Source organism: Paracidovorax cattleyae (assembly GCF_900104515.1).
In the GTDB taxonomy this organism is placed as follows: Bacteria; Pseudomonadota; Gammaproteobacteria; order Burkholderiales; family Burkholderiaceae_C; genus Paracidovorax; species Paracidovorax cattleyae.
The window spans coordinates 42885-58443 of record NZ_FNJL01000002.1; the positions used below are offsets into that span (position 1 = coordinate 42885).

The 15559-nt window shown below is 74.0% G+C and carries 3 protein-coding genes; all 3 read left to right on the forward strand.

The genetic code is table 11. The features are described 5' to 3' along the window. Position 1 precedes the first annotated feature (1 nt). Genes BLR05_RS01715 through BLR05_RS01725 form a run of 3 tightly spaced genes read left to right on the forward strand, consistent with a single transcriptional unit; the run spans position 2 to position 15522 of the window. On the forward strand, positions 2–3385 hold the full coding sequence (locus BLR05_RS01715) for a non-ribosomal peptide synthetase (RefSeq protein ID WP_092831984.1): 3384 nt from the start codon (positions 2–4) through the stop codon (positions 3383–3385). Beyond that, positions 3382–11379, forward strand: coding sequence for a non-ribosomal peptide synthetase (locus BLR05_RS01720; protein ID WP_092831985.1), 7998 nt, complete (start codon positions 3382–3384; stop codon positions 11377–11379). Before BLR05_RS01715 ends, BLR05_RS01720 begins: the two co-directional genes overlap by 4 nt. A gap of 27 nt (positions 11380–11406) precedes the next feature. After that, the gene (locus BLR05_RS01725) at positions 11407–15522 is read left to right on the forward strand and encodes a non-ribosomal peptide synthetase (protein WP_092831986.1); all 4116 of its coding nucleotides are present in this window, start codon (positions 11407–11409) and stop codon (positions 15520–15522) included. Positions 15523–15559 lie beyond the last annotated feature (37 nt).

Consider the following 15559-nt stretch of genomic DNA (forward strand, 5'->3'; position numbering starts at 1 on the left):
CATGAGCGACAGTCCTCTTCTTTCCGAGCGCCGCGCGCGCCTTTCTCCCGAACAGCAGGCGCTGCTGCGCCAGCGGCTGAGCGGCAGGTCCCCCACTCCCGGCGGGGCGGAGCCGCCTCCAGTGCTCGCCGTGGATGCGCTGCCGCGCAGCGGCGTGCCGGAGGGGGCCGAGGCGCCCCTGTCCTGGGCCCAGCAGGGCCAGTGGTTCCTCTGGCGCATGGATCCCGGCAATACGGCCTACCACGTGGGCGGAGGTCTGGATTTCGACGGCCCGCTGGATGCCGCCGCCCTGCATGCGGCGCTGCAGGCCCTGGTGCGGCGCCACGAGGGCCTGCGCACCGTCTTCGGCGAAGGCGACGATGGCATGCCCTGGCAGCGCGTGGAGCCCGCGCGGGAGGTGCCGCTGCCCTGCACCGACGTTTCCGGGTGGGCGCCGGCCGATCGCGATGCCAGGCTGGAGGCGCTGGCGCGCGAGGTGTGCGCGGAGCCCTTCGACCTGCGCTGCGGCCCGCTGCTGCGCTGCGCGCTCGCCCGGCTGGGCCCGCGTGAGCACCGGCTGCTGTTCATGATGCACCACATCGCCTCCGATGCCTGGACGGTGGAGCGCATCCTCGACGAATGGGCACGAGGCTATGCGGATGCGCTGGAGGGCCGTGCGCCGTCCGATGCGCCCCCGGCGCTGCGCTACGTGGATTTCGCGATCTGGCAGCGGCAGTGGCTGCAGGGGCCGGAGGCCGCACGGCACCGGGATTACTGGACCCGGCAGCTCGCGGAGGAAGCGCCCGTGCTGCAGATCGGCCGGGGCGCTGCGTCTCCTTCGCCGCAGGGGGCTCCCGCACCGGAGACCGTGGCCGCGCAGCACCTGCTGGCCGTACCCGCCCCGCTGGCGCAGGCATTGCGCCAACGCGCCCGCGCGCACGGCACCACGCTGTTCTGCGTGCTGCTGGCAGCCTTCCATGCGGTGCTGTTCCGCCATGCCGGGCACGCGGTACAGCGCGTGGGCGTGCCCGTGGCGGGGCGCAACCGCCCGGAGACCGCCGACATGGCCGGCGTTTTCATCAACACGGTGGTGATGCAGGCGCGGCCCGCACCGCAGATGCCGCTCTCTGCCTTGCTGGCGCAGGTGCATGCGACCGCCCTGGAGGCCCGAGAGCACGAGGACCTGCCGTTCGAGCACGTCGCGCAGGTGCTGCGGCCCGAGCGCGGCCACGCAGGCGGCGGACTGTTCCAGTGCATGTTCAACCACCTGGGCGAGGGCGGCCGGCCCCTGGCGGGCTGGCCGGGGCTGGCCGTGCGCCGCGTCGATCCCGGGCTGCGCGCGGCGCCGTTCGGGCTCACGCTGGAGACCATGGAAGACCCGGACGGCGGGCTGCGGGCCGCTTTCCGCTACGACGCGGCGAAGTTCACACCGCAGGAGATGGCGGAAATCGCCGGCCACTACGAACGCATGCTGGATGCGCTGGCCTACGACCCCGAGCGCCGCGTCGGCGAGGTCGCCATGCTCGGCGATGCCGAGCGTGCGCGCCTGCAGGCATGGTCGGCGGGCGGGAGCGCCGTGGACATGGACCTGCCCGTGCACCGGATGTTCGAGCGCCAGGCCGCATTGACGCCCGATGCGCCCGCTCTGGTGGCTGGCGAGCGCGAGTGGACGTATGCGCAGCTCGACGCGCGCACCAGCCGCCTCGCGCAGCGGCTGCGCGCCGGCGGCGTGGGCCCGGAGACGCTGGTGGGCGTGGCGCTCGCGCGCGGTACGGACATGGTGGAGGCGCTGCTCGCGGTGCTGAAGGCCGGTGGCGCCTACGTGCCGCTCGACCCCGAGCTGCCGGCGGACCGCATCGCCTACATGCTCGGCGACTGCGCCCCGGCGCTGGTGCTGACCGATGCCGCCCACCGCGCCTGCCTGCCGGCGGCGATGGCGCAGCCCGTGGTCCTGCTGCCCCTGGAGGATGCACCGCCTGAAGATGGCGCGGAAGCCGCGTGCCCGCCCGTGGCACTGCATCCCGAGCACCTGGCCTACGTGATCTACACCTCGGGCTCCACCGGCCGGCCCAAGGGCGCGGCCAACCGCCACGGCGCGCTGTCGAACCGGATCGCGTGGATGCAGCAGGCCTACGGCCTGGGCCCGGGCGACACGGTGCTGCAGAAGACGCCGTTCGGTTTCGACGTGTCGGTGTGGGAATTCTTCTGGCCGCTCGCCGTGGGCGCACGCCTGGCGGTGGCACCCCCGGGCGCGCACCGCGAGCCCGTGCAACTGCAGGCGCTCATCCAGCGGCATGCGGTGACGACACTGCACTTCGTGCCCTCCATGCTGCAGGCCCTGCTGGCGCAGCTGGGCGCGGGCGCCTGCGCCAGCGTGCGTCGCATCGTGTGCAGCGGCGAGGCGCTGCCGGCCGAGGCGCGCCGCCAGGTGCTGGAGCGCCTGCCCGGTGCGGCGCTCTACAACCTCTACGGCCCGACGGAGGCCGCCATCGACGTCACGCACTGGACCTGCCATGCGCAGGAGCGCGGCCCGGTGCCGATCGGCCGGCCCATCGCCGGGCTGCGCACCCACGTGCTCGATGCCGCGATGCAGCCCGTGCCGGCGGGCGCGTCGGGGGAACTGTTCCTGGGCGGCGCCGGGCTCGCGCGCGGGTACGCCGCCAGGCCGGGCCTTACGGCCGAACGTTTCGTGGCCGACCCGTTCGAGCCGGGCGCGCGGCTCTACCGCACGGGCGATCTCGTGCGCTTGCGCGAGGATGGTGCCCTGGAATACCTGGGCCGGCTGGACCACCAGGTGAAGATCCGCGGCCAGCGCATCGAGCTGGGCGAGATCGAGGCGCGTCTGCTGGCTTGCTCCGACGTGCGCGAAGCCGTGGCGGTGGCCGCGTCCACGCCCGCGGGCACGGCGCTGGTGGCGTACTGCAGCCTGCATGCGGGCACCACCCTGGACGGCGAGGCGCTGCGCGCGCGGCTCGCCGCGGAACTGCCCGAGGCCATGGTGCCCTCGCAGATCGCGGTGCTGCCGGAGTTGCCGCTGAATGCCAACGGCAAGGTGGACCGCAAGGCGCTGCCTTCGCTGCAGCCCGCTTCCGCGGCCGACTATGCCGCACCGCAGGGCGAGGTGGAGGAGGCGCTGGCGCGCATGTGGTGCGAACTGCTGGCGCTGCCGCGCGCCGGCCGCACCGACCACTTCTTCGCCCAGGGCGGCCATTCGCTGATGGCCATGCAGCTCGTCGCCCGCGTGCGCTCGGGCCTGCAGGCCGAGATTTCGGTGCGGGACGTCTTCCTGTACCCCGTGCTGGCGGACCTGGCGAAGTGCGTGGATGCCGCGCGCCCGCAGCGCCCGGTGGCAGACGCGCTGTCGCGCCTGGATGCCTTCCTCGACGATATGGAGATTGCCGGATGAGCGATATGGATGCACTTTCCCCGCAGGCCCGGATGGCCCGGCGCTTCATGGGGCTGACCGATGCGCAGCGCCGCGCCGCCTACGCGAAGATGCACGAAGAAGGGCTGACCATGGGCCAGTTCCCCATCCTGCCGCGCGAGCCGCAGGACGGTGGGGCGGAGCCGGGACAGGCCCCGCTGTCGTATGCGCAGATGCGCCAGTGGTTCCTGTGGCAGATGGAGCCGCAGGGCTCGGCCTACCACATTACCGGGGCGTTCGTGCTGCGGGGCGCCATCGACCTGCCCGCGCTGGAGGCTGCCTGGCGCGACGTGATCGCGCGGCATGGCGCGCTGCGCACGGTCTTCCGCGCCGATGCCGGGGGGCATCCCCACCAGCAGGTGCTGTCATCCGTGGAGTTCGGCGTGCACCGGATCGACCTGTCGGACCTGCCCGAGCCCGAGCGGTGCGCGCGCGCCGAGGCCGCCGCCCGCGCCTGCTGCGAGACGCCCTTCGACCTGGGCGAGGGCCCGCTGCTGCGGGTCTGGCTGCTGCGCACGGGCGTGGAGGAGCACCGGCTCGTGGTCGCCATGCACCACATCGTCTCGGACGGCTGGTCGCTGCGCGTGCTGGTCGAATCGTTCGCGGAGCGCTACCGCGCCCGCCATGCGGGCGAGGGCGCCCCTGCGGAGCCCGTTGCCGCGCTGCAGTACGCCGATTACGCCCTCTGGCAGCGCAAGTGGATGGAGGCGGGTGAAAAGGAGCACCAGCTTGCATACTGGCGCTCCCGGCTGGGCGGCGAGCAGCCGGTGCTGCAACTGCCCGCGGAACATCCGCGCCGTGCCGACGGCCGCTACCGGGCGGCCCTGCATGCCTGGGACCTGCCCGCGGACCGTGTCCGGGCACTGCGCTCCGCGGCGCAGGCGCGCGGCATCACCCCGTTCATGGCGCTGCTCACGGCCTTCCAGGCGGCCCTGTACCGCTGGAGCGGGCAGCACGACGTGCGCGTGGGCGTGCCGGTGGCCAACCGTGGCCGCGTGGAGACCGAGGGCCTGGTCGGCCTGTTCGTGAACACCCAGGTGCTGCGCCTGCAGGTCGATGGCCGCACGCCGCTGTCCGCCGCGCTGGACGCGGTGAGCGACGCCTCCCTGGAAGCCCAGGCCCACCAGGACCTGCCCTTCGACCAACTGGTCGAGGCGCTGCAGCCCGGCCGCAGCCTGGCCGCGCCGCCGCTGTTCCAGGTGATGTTCAACTACCAGCAGCACGACCACCGCGCGCTGGGCGGCCTGCCGGGCCTCGCGCTCGAGCGCTGGGACATCCCGGGCCAGACCGCCCAGTTCGAGCTCATCCTGGGCGCCGTGGAGGACGGTCAGGGCGGCCTGCGGCTGGAGTTCCACTACGCCCGCGAACTGTTCGAAGCCGGCACGGTGCGCCGCATGGCGGGCCACTACGAAGCCGTGCTCGCGGCCGTGCAGCAGGTGCTGGAAGGCAGCGGCGATCCGCGCGTGGGCGACGTGCCCCTGCTGGCCGGTGGCGAGGCGCGCCAGTTGCACGAATGGGGCGACTGCCCGCGCGCGCAGCCCCATGCCGAGCCCGTGCACCGCCTGTTCGAGCGCATGGCGCGGCGGCAGCCCGATGCGGTGGCCGTGGAGGCCGGGGACACTGCCTGGAGCTACCGCGCGCTGGACCGCCGGGCCAACCACCTTGCGCGCCGCATCGCTGCGCTGGGCGCCGGGCCGGAGCGGCGCATCGGCGTCGCCCTGTCGCGCTCGCCCGAGCTGGTGGCCGCCCTGCTGGCCGTCCTCAAGGCCGGCGCGGCCTTCGTGCCGCTGGACCCGGCCTATCCGGCCGAGCGCCTGGCCCACATGGCGCGCGACAGCGGCATGGCGCTGCTGCTCACCGAAAGCGCGCTGGTGGGACGCATCCCGCTGCCGCCCGGCGTGGCCTGTGTTGCCAGCGACGACGAACCCGGCGCGTGCGACACCGGCCCCCATGTGCCCGTGGGCCCGCGCCAGCTGGCCTACGTGATCTACACCTCCGGCTCCACCGGCCTGCCCAAGGGCGTGCTGGTGGAGCACGGCCCCTTCGCGGCCCACTGCGTGGACACCGCCGCCTGCTACGAGATGGGGCCGGGCACGCGCGAACTGCACTTCCTCTCTTTCGCCTTCGACGGCGCGCACGAGCGGCTGTTCACCGGGCTCACCTGCGGCGCCGCCGTGGTGCTGCGCGACGACACCCTCTGGACCGCCGAAGAGACCCTGGAGGCCCTGCGCACGCGCGGCATCACGCATGCGGGCTTTCCGCCGGCCTACCTGGGGCAGCTGGCCGACTGGGCCGGGCGGGCAGGGGGCGATGCGCCCGCGCTGGAGCTGATCTCCTTCGGCGGCGAAGCGATGCCGCGGGAAGGCTTCGATGCCGTGCGCCGCCACCTGCGGCCGCGCCTGCTCATCAACGGCTACGGGCCCACCGAGGCCGTGGTCACGCCCATGCTCTGGAAGGTGGATGCGCTCGCCTGCTTCCCCCAGGCCTACGCGCCCATCGGCCAGCCGATGCCGGGCCGCACCGCCCATGTGCTGGATGCCGACCTGCAGCCCGTGCCGCGCCACGTGCCCGGCGAGCTGTACCTGGGCGGGACGGGCCTGGCGCGCGGCTATGGCGGCCGGCCCGGCCTCACGGCGGAGCGGTTCGTGGCCGATCCGTCCGGCGGCGGTGGACGCCTCTACCGCACCGGCGACCGGGTGCGCTGGCGCGAGGACGGCCAGCTCGAATACCTGGGCCGCACGGACCACCAGGTGAAGGTGCGGGGCTTCCGCATCGAGCCGGGCGAGATCGAGGCCGCACTGCGGGCGGCGCCGGGCGTGGGCGAGACCGTGGTCGTGGCGCGCGAAACCGCGCAGGGCACGCGGCTGGTCGCCTACGTCGCCCCGGTGCCGGCGTCCGTGCCCGCAACACGGACCGCGCTGGACGAAGGCGCCCTGCGCGCGCACCTGGAGCGCAGCTTGCCGGACTACATGGTGCCGTCGGCCATCGTCGTGCTCGGTCGCCTGCCCACGGGCCCCGGCGGCAAGGTGGACCGCAAGGCGCTGCCCGAGCCGCCCGAGGCCGCGGCCTCCCAGGCGGGCGGGGCGCCGCGTGGTGAAGCCGAGCAGGCCGTCGGCCGCGTCTGGTGCGAGGTGCTGGGCCGCGCCGAGGTGGGCCGCGACGACAATTTCTTCGAGCTGGGCGGCGATTCCATTCTCAGCCTGCAGATCGTGGCCCGGCTGCGGCTGGCCGGCTGGCGCGCCACGCCGCGCCAGCTGTTCGAGCGGCAGACCATCGCCCAGCTCGCGGCCGTCGTGGAGCGCCTGCCTTCCGGCGAGGCCCGGCCCGCCGGCCCGGCGCGCGGCGAGGTGCCGCTGCTGCCGTTCCAGCGCGACTTCTTCGCCATGCCGATGCCGGCCCGCCACCACTGGAACCAGGCCGTGCTGCTGCGCAGCCCCGCTCCGTTGCAGGCACAGGCCCTGCGCGGCGCGCTGCGCGCGGTGGCGGAGCGGCACGATGCGCTGCGCCTGCGCTACACGCGGCAGCAGGGCGCGACAGGGGAGGTATGGACGCAGCGCTATGAGGACACCGCCACGGCCCTGTCCGAATGGGACGACGTACTGTGGGTGCGCGCGGCGGACGGCCCCGCCCAGCTCAGCGCACTGTGCGAGCAGGCGCAGTCCAGCCTCGACCTGGAGCGCGGCCCGCTGCTGCGCGCCGTCGCCGTCGCCCTGCCGGGCGGCGATGCGCGGCTGTTGCTCGCCATGCACCACCTCATCGTCGATGGGGTGTCCTGGCGCATCCTGCTGGACGACCTGCAGCAGGCCTACGCCCGCTGCCTCGCGGGCGCACCGGCCGCGCTGCCGCCGGCCTCCAGCGGTCTCGGCGAGTGGGCAGCCGTGCTGCAGCGCTACGGGCAGGACCACGCCGACGAACTGGCGCACTGGGCCGCCCTGGCCGGCTGCCCGGCGGAGCTGCCGTGCGCGCGGCCCGAAGGCCCGCGCACCGCGGCCCAGCAGCAGTCCGTCTCCATCCGCCTGGACCGGCGCGCCACCGAGGCCTTCCTCGCGCAGGCACCCGCGGCCTACCGCACCCAGGCCAATGACCTGCTGCTCACCGCCCTCGCACGCGCACTGTGCCGCTGGAGCGGCCACGACCGCGTGCTGGTGGAGATCGAAGGCCACGGCCGCGAGGACCTCGACCCCGCGGTGGACCTGTCGCGCACCGTGGGCTGGTTCACCTCGCTCTACCCCGTGGCGCTCGACGCGCGGGGGCCGCTGGGCGACGCCGTGCGGCGCGTGAAGGAAAACCTGCGCGCCGTGCCCCGGCACGGCGTGGGCCATGGTGCGCTGCGCCACTTCGGCACGCCGGAGCAGCGCGAAGCCCTGCAGGCGCTGCAGCGCGCTCAGGTGGTGTTCAACTACCTGGGCCAGTTCGACGCCCGGCCGCAGGAAGGCGCGGGCGGCTGGGCGCTGGCGCCCGAGCCGGCCGGCCCCTTCGTGGATGCCGGCGCTCCACTCACCCACGAGTTCACCGTCAACGGCCGCGTGCTCGCGGGCGAGCTGTCGATGGATGTGCTGTTCAGCGGCGCGCGCCACGATGCCGCCGCGGTGCGCGGCTGGATGGCGGACTTCGAGCGCGAGCTGCGGGCGCTGATCGACCACTGCGCGCAGGCGCCGCAGGGCGCCACGCCCTCGGATTTCCCGCTCGCGGGGCTGGACCAGGCGGGCCTGGACGCGCTCGGGCTGGACTGGGCACAGGTGGAAGACCTGTACCCGCTATCGCCCCTGCAGGCGGGCCTCGTTTTCCAGACCCTGCTGGACCCGGATGCGGCCGCCTACCGCAACCAGTTGCGCATCGACTTCCGCCACCTCGACACGGACCGGCTGCACGCGGCCTGGGAGGCGGCCTTCGAGCGCCACGCGGTGCTGCGCAGCGGCGTGCTGTCCCAGGGCGCCCGGCCCCTGCAGTGGGTGGCCCGTGCCGGCAGGCTGCCGTGGCGGGAGATCGATGCGCGCGGCGATGTACGCGACGCGCGCGATATGCGTGCCCTTCTGGACGCGGTGGCGCAGGAGGAGCTGGCAGCCGGGTTCCCCGGCATGCAGCCACCACTCATCCGCTTCGCGCTGGTGCGCACCGGCGAGCATGGCCACCACTTCATCTGGACCATGCACCATGTGCTGCTGGACGGCTGGAGCACCTCGCAACTCATGGCCGAAGTGCTGCGCCACTATGCTGGCGAGCCCGATACAGCGCCGGCCGGCCGCTACAGGAACTACATCCGCTGGCTCCAGCACCGCGACGCCGAGGCGGACCGCGCCTGGTGGACCGGGGCGCTGGGCGATGTGGAAGAGCCGACCCTCCTGGCCCGGTGCCTGCCACGCCCCGCACCTTCCGCGCCCTCCGTGCGGGATGGAGGGTCCGCGCGGCCGGACGCCGGCCAGGTGCAGAAGTCCTTCACGCAGGAGGAAACCGCGCGCCTGCAGGGATTCGTGCGGCGCGAGCGCATCACCCTCAACACGCTGGTGCAGGCGGCCTGGGCCCTGGTGCTGCAGCGCCATGCCGGCCAGGAAACGGTGGTTTTCGGCACCACCGTGGCGGGCCGCCCGGCGGAGCTGCCGGGGGCCGAGCGTGCGGTGGGCCTGTTCATCAACACGCTGCCCATGGCCTGCACCCCCCGGTCCGGCACGGCCGTGGGCGAATGGCTGCGGGAACTGCAGGCGCAGGGCCTGCACATGCGCGAACACGAGCACACGCCGCTCTACGATATCCAGCGGTGGATGGGCACGGATGCCGCCGGGCTCTTCGATACGCTCCTGGTGTTCGAGAACTATCCCGTCGATGGCGCCCTGCACGCGCTGCCCTCGGGCCTGGAGGCAGAGGTGGCCGCTCAGCGCGAGGAAACGCACTACCCGGTCACGCTGCTGGCGCTGCTCGAGCCGGTGCTGACGCTGCAGCTGCGGCACGACCCCGGGCGGGTCGATGCCGCTGCGGCCGGCATGCTGGCAGACCAGCTGGTGCGCGGGCTGCGCGCGCTGGCGGAGGATGCCGGCCGCGTGCTGGGCTCGCTGGATGTGCTGGCCCTGCCGGACGCACTCCAAGCCCCGGCTCCCGTGGCAGTGGACGGCAACGACACGATCCACCGCCTGTTCGAGCGCCAGGCCCGCCTGCGCCCGGACGCCGTCGCGCTGCGCTTCGAGGACGATGCGCTGACCTATGGCGAGCTCGACCGACGCGCCAACCGCCTGGCGCACCGGCTGCGCGCCGCAGGCGCCGGGCCTGAAGCCCGCGTCGGCGTCGCGCTTGGCCGGGGGATCGACCTCGTGGTGGCGCTGCTGGCCGTGCTCAAGTCCGGCGCGGCCTATGTCCCGCTGGACCCCGACTATCCCCCGGAACGCATCGCCTACATGGCGGGCGACAGCGGCATGGCCTGCGTGGTCACGCAGGATGGCCTGTGGGACACCTCGCCGCTGCCTGCGGGCCTGGCCGTGGTGGATCCGCAGTGCGATACCGGCGCCTGGCCCGACACGCCAGTGCATGTGGCGGTGCATCCCGACCACCTCGCCTATGTGATCTACACCTCGGGCTCCACGGGGCGGCCCAAGGGGGCGCAGCTGTGCCATCGCCAGGTAGTGCGCCTGCTGCGCGGCACCGACGGCTGGTTCCGCTTCGGCCCCGAGGACGTCTGGACACTCTTCCACTCCTGCGCCTTCGACTTTTCCGTGTGGGAGCTCTTCGGTGCGCTCTGTACGGGCGGGCAGTTGGTCATCGTTCCCTACTGGGCGAGCCGTTCCCCGCAGGACTTCCTGGCGCTGCTGCGCACGCGGCGCGTGTCCGTGCTCAACCAGACGCCGTCCGCCTTCGGGCAACTGGTGGGCCTTCCCTCCACCTACGAACCGCCGCCGGCCGGCATGCCGGAGCTTTCGCTGCGCGTGGTCATCTTCGGCGGGGAAGCGCTCGATCCCCAGCGGCTGCGGCCCTGGATCGCGCATTTCGGCGACGCGCGGCCCGAGCTGGTCAACATGTACGGCATCACCGAAACCACAGTGCACGTCACCTGGCGCCGTATCACCCGGGCCGACCTGCAGCCGCAGCGCAGCCCGGTCGGCACGGCGATTCCCGACCTCGGCCTGTGCGTGCTCGATGCAGACCTGCGGCCCGTGCCGCCCGGGGTGCCGGGCGAGCTGTTCGTCAGCGGCGCGGGCCTGGCCCGTGGCTACCTGCGCCAGCCCGCGCTGACCGCGCAGCGCTTCGTCGCGCACCCCTCGCCGAGCACTCCCGGGGAACGCCTCTACCGCACCGGCGACCGCGTGCGCCGGGGCGAGGATGGCGAACTGGAATACCTGGGCCGGGTGGACCACCAGGTGAAGGTGCGAGGCTTCCGCATCGAGCTGGGCGAGATCGAGACCCGGCTCCTGGCCCAGCCGGAAGTGCGCGAGGCCGTCGTGGTGGCGGAGCAGGGGCCGGGGGGTGCGCGCCTGGTCGCCCACGTGAGCGCCCAGCCCGGCCTCGCGATCGACATCGCCCTGCTGCGCGAGCGCCTCGGGGAGTCCCTGCCGGACTACATGGTGCCGGCCGCGGTGCTGGTGTCGGACGGGCTGCCTCTCACGCCCAATGGCAAGGTGGACCGCCGGGCCCTGCCTTCAGCCGCCCAGGCCCTGCCCGGGTCCGGTGCGCCCGGCGAGCCGCCGCGCGACGGCGTGGAGTCGGCTCTGGCCGCGCTGTGGCGCGAGGTGCTGCAGGTCGATGCCATCGGCCGGCACGACCACTTCTTCGAGCGGGGCGGGCACTCGCTGCTGGCGGTGCAGCTCGTCGCCGCCATCCAGCGGGCCTGGGGGCGCACCGTGGCGCTGCGCACGGTGTTCGAGGTGCCGGTGCTCGCCGATCTCGCTGCGCGCCTCGCGGCCGACGGCGCGGCGCCGCAGGTGGACGGCGCCGCCGCGGCCAGCGACCCGGCCCGGCGCATCGACGCCCTGCTGGGGGAACTGGAACTCTGAATCACGAACGGGAAAGACGACCATCGCATGACCACCGAAATGCACGAGCTCTCGCGCCGCTTCGCGGCCCTCACCCCTGAAAAGCGCCAGGTGTTCCTGGAGCGGCTGCGTGCCAGCGGCATCGGCTTCGAGGCGCTGCCCGTGGTGCCCAGGGCCGCCGCCGGCGAAGCCCCCATGGCCTACGCCCAGCGGCCCCTGTGGCTCGCGTGGCAGCGCGATCCCGCGTCGCCCGCTTACAACCTCGCCGGCCGCATGGCGCTGCCTGATGTGCCGGACGCGCCGGATGCCGCCGCGGTGCACCGTGCCCTGGCCACGCTGGTGGCGCGCCACGCCGCGCTGCACACCTGCTTCGGCTGCGACGCGCAGGACCAGCCGGTGCAGCGGGAAGACCTGCAGCAGCGCTTCGGCTGGTCGGTGCGCGCATGGGACATGCCGCGCGCGCAGGCGCAGGAGGCCCTGGCCGCGCAGGCCCAGGCCTTCGCCATGGAGCCCTTCGACCTGGAGCGCGGCCCCGTCTTCCGGGCCTGCCTGCATGTCTTCCCCGAAGGCGCGCCCGAGCTGGTGCTGTGCGTGCACCACATCGCTGCCGACGGGCAGTCCATCGGCCTGCTGCTGTCCGAACTGCGCGCGCTGCTCGCCGCATCGGGCGAAGCGGCGCCAGGCCCGGCGGCGCCGGGCGCGGCAGCGCTGGGCTATGCGGATTACGCCGCCTGGCAGCGGCACTGGATGGAAGCCGGAGAGCTGCAGCGCCAGATAGGCCACTGGCGCGAACGCCTGCGCGACGCGCCGCTCGCGACCGCGCTGCCGCTGGACCGGCCGCGCACCGCACGGCGCGGCACGCAGGGCGGCATGGTCACGGCGGTGCTGGACGAGGCCGTGTCCGCCTCGTTGCGCGCGCTGGGCCGAGCACATGCGGCCTCGCCCTACCTGGTCTGCCTGTCCCTGCTCGGGCTGCTGCTGCACCGCCTGGGCGGCCAGGACGACCTGTGCATCGGCGTGCCCACCACCACGCGGGACCGGCCCGAACTGGCCGGCGTGGTGGGCCATTTCACCAACGTGCTGGTGCTGCGGCTGCAGGCCGATCCGGCCTGGTCCTTTGCGCAGTGGCTGGAGCACGTGCGCGACCGCTTCGTGGAGGCCAAGGCCCACCAGGAAGTGCCGCTGGACATGCTGGTGGACGCGCTCTCGGTGCCGCGCGTGCCCGGCCTGCACCCGCTGTTTCAGGTCAAGTCCACCCAGCAGCAGGCCGCACCGCGCGGGGCGCAGAAGCAGGCCGCGGCGGCAGGGAGCATCTCCGTGGACGAGGTGCATTTCGACCTGAGCGTGGACGTGCTGGACGATGGCGACACCCTTTCGTTCGGCATCGCCTACGCGGCCGACCTGTTCGACCGCGACACCGTCCTGCGCCTGTCCGACGGGCTGCGCCTGCTGGCGCGGCAGGCGGCCGATGGCGGCATCCCGGCCATCGGCCAGGCGGCGCTGCCGCCCGTGCCGGAACTACGTGGCGAGGAGACCGCATGGCCCTGCGCGAGCGTGCTGGACGCCTTCGCCGCCGCCGCGCTGCGCAATCCTGCGGCCCCGGCCATTACCGCCAGCGGGAGCACGATCACCTACGCGGAACTCGATCGCGCGAGCGCCGAGTGGGCCCAGCGTCTGGAGGTGCACGGCATCAATGCGGAAGACCGCGTGGCCGTGTGCCTGGAGCGCGGCCCGGAGTTCGTGCTGGCCTGGCTCGCGACGATGCGGGCAGGGGCCGTCTGCGTGCCGCTGGACCCGGCGCTGCCGCCTGCCCGGCGCGACGAGCTGCTGCACGATTGCGGCGCCGCCCTGCTGATCGGCGATCTCCCGCACCCCCCGGAAGGCGTGCCGCAGTGGCGCATGGATTTCATTGCGTCCGGCACGGCGGCCACCGTGCCGCCGCCTTCGGTCCGCCCGCTGCACCCCTCGCAGGGCGCCTACATGATCTACACCTCCGGCTCCACCGGGCGGCCCAAGGGCGTGGTGGTGCCCCACGGCGCGCTGGCGAACTACGCCCAGGGCGTGCTCCAGCGCCTGGACCTGGGTGCGGGCCGCTGCTTCGCGATGGTCTCCACCGTGGGCGCGGACCTGGGGCACACCGCGCTGTTCGGCGCGCTGTGCTCGGGCGGCTGCCTCTACCTGCCCTCCACGGCCGAGGCGTTCGACCCCGATGCGTTCGCGGCCGGCATGGAGCGCTGCGGCGCCGATGTGCTGAAGATCGTCCCCAGCCACCTGCGCGGCCTGCTGAATGCGCGCCATCCCGCCGCGGCGCTGCCGCGCCATACCCTGGTGCTGGGCGGCGAGACGGCCGACGACGAACTGCTGCGCACCGTGCGCGCGCTGCGCCCGGGCCTGCGCATCCTCAACCACTACGGCCCCACCGAAACCACGGTGGGCGTGCTCACCCATCCCGCGGCGCCGCCGGACGAGGGCCCGCGCGGGTTCACCGCGCTGCCGCTGGGCCGGCCCCTGCCGGGCATCCGGGCCCACGTGCTGGATGCCCGCCTGGAGCCCGTACAGCCCGGCATGCCCGGCGAGCTGTACCTGGCCGGGCGCGGGCTCGCGCGCGGCTATGCCGGCCGACCCGGCACCACGGCGGAACGGTTCGTCGCCTCGCCCTTCGAGGCCGGCACGCGCCTCTACCGCACGGGCGACCGCGTGCGGCTGCGTCGCGACGGCGCGCTGGAATTCCTCGGGCGCGCGGACGACCAGGTCAAGATCCGCGGATGGCGCGTGGAGCCCGCGGAGGTCGCCCAGCGCCTGCGCGAGTGCGCCGGCGTGGCCGATGCGGTGGTGGTCGCGCGGGCTCGCGAAACCGATGGCGCGATGGCCCTGCATGCCTACGTGGTGCCCGCCGATGCCGTTGCGTCCACCGATCCCGGCGCGCTGCAGGCGCAACTGCACGCTGAGCTGCAGGCGGCGCTGCCGGCCTGGATGGTGCCGGACCACATCCTGCCCATCCCCGCGCTGCCGCTCACGCCCAACGGCAAGCTCGACCGCCGTGCCCTGCCGCTGCCCGCTGCCGTTCCCGGGGACGCCGAACGCGCAGAGGCCCGCAGCGCGCCCCCGCGCGGCCCCCTGGAGGAAGCGATCGCGAAGGTGTGGAGCGAGGTGTTGCGCGTCGATCACGTCGGCCGCGACGACAACTTCCACGCGCTCGGCGGCGATTCCATCCTGTGCCTCAAGCTGGTCGCCCGCCTGCGCAGGCAGGTGCCGGGCGGTGCGCAGGCGAGCCTGGCCGATGTCATGCAGTCCCCCACGCTCGCGCACCTGGCGCAGCGGCTGCGCGAACGCTTCGAAGGCGCGCACGACGCCGTCTGCCTGCAAGACGGGGGCGACGGCGTGCCGCTCTACTGCCTGCCCGGCATGGTCGTGAACACGCGCGAATTCCTGCCGCTGGCCGAAGCGCTGCGCGGCGAGCGCACCGTGCACGCCTTCGTGAGCCATGTGTACACGCGGCAGCGCTGGCGCGGATTCGCGGTGGAATCCCTCGCGGCCGAGTACGCCGACTTCATCGCGGCCACCGCCGTGGGCGGCCGGTGCGCGCTGCTGGGCTGGTCCTCCGGCGGCGACCTGGCCGTCGAAACCGCACGGCGCCTGCAGGGCCGCGTGGAGGTCGCCTTCACCGCGCTGGTGGACGTGCACCGCACGGAGCCCCTGCGCTCCGACCGGCCGCTGTCCGCGGCGGAGCGCGCGCAGGCGCAGGCCCGGCTGGACGCCTGGCTGTCCGCCTCCACCATGGCCGACCGGTGGCGCGAACTGCTGGAGCGCATGCAGCCCGACGAACGCGACGGCGTGCTGCAACAGCTGATCGATACCCCCCAACCCCTGCCGCTGGACGGCGAGGGCGAGGACAGCCACGAATACCTGCTCTGGACCACGCTCGACAAGCGCGTGCAGGCCTGCCGGCACACGCCCGCCAGCGACGGGCTGCCGGTCCACCTCTTCCAGGCGGGCCGCTCGGTGGAAGAGGGCGGGGCGCTGCGCGACTGGTCCGCGCTCGCGGACGTGCGCGGCGTGCAGGTCGTGGAAGGCGCAGGGCACCTGGACATCATCCGCCAGACGGCCTTCATCGGGGCCCTGCGCGAGGCGCTGCGCGCGGCCGACCGCCTCCCGCGCGCATGAAAGCAGGCAGGCGCCTGAAAGCGCCTGCCTGAACGCA

Bases quoted from the DNA above. Each gene is read 5' to 3' on its own strand.
- BLR05_RS01715 (WP_092831984.1), top strand. From the start codon at position 2: ATGAGCGACAGTCCTCTTCTTTCCGAGCGCCGCGCGCGCCTTTCTCCC.
- BLR05_RS01720 (WP_092831985.1), top strand. From the start codon at position 3,382: ATGAGCGATATGGATGCACTTTCCCCGCAGGCCCGGATGGCCCGGCGC.
- BLR05_RS01725 (WP_092831986.1), top strand. From the start codon at position 11,407: ATGACCACCGAAATGCACGAGCTCTCGCGCCGCTTCGCGGCCCTCACC.